Origin of the sequence: Hydrogenophaga sp. (assembly GCF_031426985.1) — a bacterium.
Lineage (GTDB): Bacteria > Pseudomonadota > Gammaproteobacteria > Burkholderiales > Burkholderiaceae_C > Hydrogenophaga.
Map to the genome: position 1 here is coordinate 1 of NZ_JASJOY010000061.1, position 3,261 is coordinate 3,261.

Annotated in this window: 4 protein-coding genes and 1 pseudogene; 4 read left to right on the forward strand and 1 reads right to left on the reverse strand. The window is 64.3% G+C overall.

Features of this window, described 5'->3' with window-relative positions:
* The 4 genes from rplU to proB all read left to right on the forward strand — a co-directional run.
* The coding region (rplU, locus tag RMP09_RS08560) for a 50S ribosomal protein L21 (RefSeq protein WP_310565560.1) at positions 1 to 278 on the forward strand (278 nt) is incomplete at its 5' end.
* 13 nt (positions 279 to 291) lie between these two features.
* Positions 292 to 549 carry a 50S ribosomal protein L27 gene (gene rpmA, locus RMP09_RS08565; protein ID WP_310565561.1) on the forward strand — a complete coding sequence of 86 codons (258 nt, stop codon included), beginning with the start codon at positions 292 to 294 and terminating at the stop codon, positions 547 to 549.
* A gap of 100 nt (positions 550 to 649) precedes the next feature.
* A complete protein-coding gene (cgtA, locus tag RMP09_RS08570) occupies positions 650 to 1,726 on the forward strand; it encodes an Obg family GTPase CgtA (protein WP_310565562.1) in 1,077 nt (358 codons plus the stop codon).
* Positions 1,727 to 1,764: 38 nt separating this feature from the next.
* Complete coding sequence (gene proB, locus RMP09_RS08575; protein WP_310565563.1) at positions 1,765 to 2,928, forward strand: glutamate 5-kinase; 1,164 nt, start codon at positions 1,765 to 1,767, stop codon at positions 2,926 to 2,928.
* 49 nt (positions 2,929 to 2,977) lie between these two features.
* Here proB and RMP09_RS08580 read toward each other — a convergent pair.
* Positions 2,978 to 3,261, reverse strand: a pseudogene (locus RMP09_RS08580) (RNA pyrophosphohydrolase); the annotation flags it as partial.

A 3,261-nucleotide genomic window follows, 5' to 3' on the forward strand; every position in this document is an offset into this window, starting at 1 on the left:
ATCGTGTTGCTGCTGGCGAAAAAATTAAAGTAGAACAGATTGCTGCGGATGTGGGCCAGGAAATCGTGATCGACCAGGTTCTGGCTGTCGGCAACGGCACTGAACTCAAGGTAGGCACGCCCCTGGTTTCCGGCGCAACGGTCAAGGCCACGGTGGTGGCGCACGGTCGGCATGAGAAGGTCACGATCTTCAAAATGCGCCGTCGCAAGCACTACCAGAAGCGCCAGGGCCACCGTCAAAATTTCACCGAGCTGCAGATTGCTGCAATCGCTGCCTGAGGAGTAATTTGAAATGGCACAGAAAAAAGGCGGCGGCTCTACGCGAAACGGGCGCGATTCCAAGCCCAAGATGCTCGGCGTGAAGGCCTTCGGTGGTGAACTGGTGAGTGCTGGTTCCATCATCGTGCGTCAGCGCGGCACCAAGTTCCACCCCGGCACCAACGTCGGCCTGGGCAAGGACCACACCCTGTTTGCCACGGTTGAAGGTCACGTCAGCTTCGCTGTCAAGGGCGAACTCAACCGCCACGTCGTGAGCATCACCCCCGTGTGATGCGGCGGCCCTCTCGGGCCACCGAACGGATGGCAGCATCCCAGTGGAAAGGCCCGCCTCACGCGGGCCTTTTCTGTTTGAATTTTCACAAGAGCTGATCATGAAATTTGTGGACGAAGCCACGATCGATGTCGCTGCGGGCGATGGCGGCAACGGCTGCGCGTCGTTCCGGCATGAGAAGTACAAGGAATTCAGCGGGCCCGATGGCGGAGATGGCGGCCGGGGCGGCCATGTCTACGCCGTGGCCGACGCCAGCTTGAACACACTGGTGGATTTTCGCTACACGCGCCGTTTTGAAGCGGAGCGCGGCGAACACGGCAAAGGTTCGGACATGTTCGGCGTCAAGGGCGATGACATCGTGCTCAAGATGCCGGTGGGCACCATCATCAGCGACGCCGAGACCGGCGAGGTGTTGTTCGAACTGCTCAACCCGGGTGAGCAGATCACCATCGCCAAAGGGGGTGATGGTGGTTTTGGCAACATGCACTACAAGAGCTCGACCAACCGCGCGCCGCGTCAGAAAACGCCGGGCTGGCCGGGTGAGCACAAGGCTCTCAAGCTGGAACTCAAGGTGCTGGCCGATGTGGGTCTGCTGGGCATGCCCAATGCCGGCAAGTCCACGCTGATTTCTGCCATTTCCAATGCGCGGCCCAAGATCGCCGACTATCCGTTCACGACGCTGTACCCCAACCTGGGGGTGGTGCGTGTGGGGCCGGAGAAAAGCTTTGTGGTGGCCGATGTACCGGGGTTGATCGAAGGCGCCTCGGAAGGCGCCGGTCTGGGTCACCAGTTTTTGCGTCATTTGCAGCGCACCCGCGTGCTGTTGCACCTGGTGGACGTGGCGCCGTTTGACGATGCGGTCGACCCCGTGCAGCAAGCCAAGGCCATCGTGGCCGAGCTCAAAAAATTCGACCCTGCGCTGCACGCCAAGCCGCGCTGGCTGGTGCTCAACAAGCTGGACATGGTGCCGGCCGAGGAGCGCGAAGCGCGCGTCAAGGACATCGTCAAGCGCCTGAAGCACAAGGGGCCGGTGTTCGAGATTTCGGCGTTGACCCGCGAGGGTTGCGAGCGCTTGGTGCAACTGGTGTATCAGTACCTGGCGCAGGAATTTCAGTCGCATCAGGCGCCTGTGGTGGTCGATCCGCGGTTCGCCGACGGCGACCCGCGCGGTGTCTGATTCGAGGCCGGTCTTGTCCATTTCCCACGCAAACCAGCATGAGCGAAACCTTGATTCCCGTGAGCAGCCCGGCGTCTGAGACCAGTGTGTTGAAGGCGGCTCGCCGCATCGTGGTCAAGGTGGGCTCCAGTCTGGTGACCAACGAAGGCCGCGGGCTGGATGAGCAGGCCATCGGCCAGTGGAGCCAGGAGCTGGCCGCGCTGGTCCAGCAGGGGCGCGAACTCATCATGGTCAGCAGCGGCGCAGTGGCCGAAGGCATGAAGCGCCTGGGCTGGACCAGTCGCCCGAAAGAAATCCACGAGCTGCAGGCTGCGGCTGCTGTGGGGCAGATGGGCCTGGTGCAGATGTACGAGACCAAGCTGCGCGAGTGCGGTGTCGGCAGTGCCCAGGTGCTGCTGACGCACGCCGACCTGGCCGATCGTGAGCGTTACCTCAATGCGCGATCCACCCTGCTGACGTTGCTGCAGCTGGGCGTGGTGCCGGTGATCAATGAAAACGATACCGTGGTCAACGACGAGATCAAGTTCGGCGACAACGACACGCTGGGGGCGCTGGTGGCGAACCTGGTGGAGGCGGATGCGCTGGTGATCCTGACCGATCAGAAGGGCTTGTACACCGCGGACCCGAGGCGCGACCCCGCTGCTCAGTTCGTGCACCTGGCGCGCGCAGGCGACCCACAGCTCGAAGCCATGGCCGGCGGTGCCGGCTCGGGCATTGGCAAGGGCGGCATGATCACCAAGATCCTGGCCGCCAAGCGGGCCGCCGGCTCCGGTGCCTCCACTGTGATCGCCTGGGGGCGTGAGCCGCGCGTGCTGCAGCGCTTGTGCGAGGGTGAGGCGATCGGCACCTGCCTGGTGGCACAGACCGCCAAACAGCAGGCGCGCAAGCAGTGGATGGCCGACCACCTGCAGATGCGGGGTTCGGTGGTGGTGGACGCCGGTGCGGTCGGGAAGATCGTCGGTGAGGGCAAGAGCCTGCTGCCGATCGGCATGACGGCGGTCGAGGGTGATTTCTCCCGCGGCGACGTGATCGCCGTGCGTGGGCCCGATGGTGCGGAAATCGCCCGTGGTCTGGCCAACTACGCCAGCCCGGAGGCGCGCCTGATCTGCCGCAAGTCGTCGGGCGACTTCGAGCGTTTGCTGGGCTACGCCGCCGAGCCCGAGATGATTCACCGCGACAACCTGGTGCTCACGCGGGCCTGAAACCCACCACCACCACCGCTGCGCGGCGGCGGCGGGGTGGCGGGCTTTTTTACTTCAGGCCAGCGTGTGGCTGTCGCGCCTGGGGATCGGGGTCGAAACTGGCCCCGGGAGGCAGCTCCAGCCCGGCGGGTGACGGCATGGCGGGCGACCAGGGCTCTGACGGCTCAGCCGACCGCGGCGCACGGCTTCCCGCGCGCAGATAGCGGTTGCGGTGGTCGTTGCGCGGCAGGTAGCGGGCCAGCTCGGTCAGCGCCATTTCGTACACGCCGCGCTTGAATTCCACCACCACGTCCAGCGGCACCCAGTAGTCGTGCCAGCGCCAGGCGTCGAACT

Coding starts and splice junctions, on each gene's coding strand:
- rpmA (WP_310565561.1), top strand. CDS start 292: ATGGCACAGAAAAAAGGCGGCGGCTCTACGCGAAACGGGCGCGATTCC.
- cgtA (WP_310565562.1), top strand. CDS start 650: ATGAAATTTGTGGACGAAGCCACGATCGATGTCGCTGCGGGCGATGGC.
- proB (WP_310565563.1), top strand. CDS start 1,765: ATGAGCGAAACCTTGATTCCCGTGAGCAGCCCGGCGTCTGAGACCAGT.